The organism is Vogesella mureinivorans (assembly GCF_007644035.1).
In the GTDB taxonomy this organism is placed as follows: domain Bacteria; phylum Pseudomonadota; class Gammaproteobacteria; order Burkholderiales; family Chromobacteriaceae; genus Vogesella; species Vogesella mureinivorans.
Genome location: NZ_VMTV02000821.1, coordinates 1 through 289 on the forward strand (window position 1 = coordinate 1; position 289 = coordinate 289).

The window sequence follows — 289 nt, forward strand, 5'->3', positions numbered from 1 at the left end:
GGCCTTGACCTGGGCGATGCCGCCGCCGGAGCCGATCGACTGGTAGTTGACCTGGGCGCCGGTCAGGCGGTTGTGCTCGGCCGACCAGCGCGACAGCACCGGGAATACGAAGGTCGAGCCGGCGCCGGTGATCTGCTGGGCCTTGCTGGCCGGTGCGGCGGCGGGGGCGTCGGCGGCGCCGCCGGCAGTGCCGGTGCTCGGCTGCTGGGAGCCGCCGCAGGCGGCGAGCAGGGCGGTGGCCAGGGACAGGGTCAGCAGGCGGGGCAGGGCGTGGCGGCGCATGGGTGGG

General features: G+C 76.5%; 1 pseudogene. It reads right to left on the reverse strand.

Annotated features, from left to right (window positions below):
• Positions 1-289, reverse strand: a pseudogene (locus FLQ44_RS19795) (substrate-binding domain-containing protein); the annotation flags it as partial.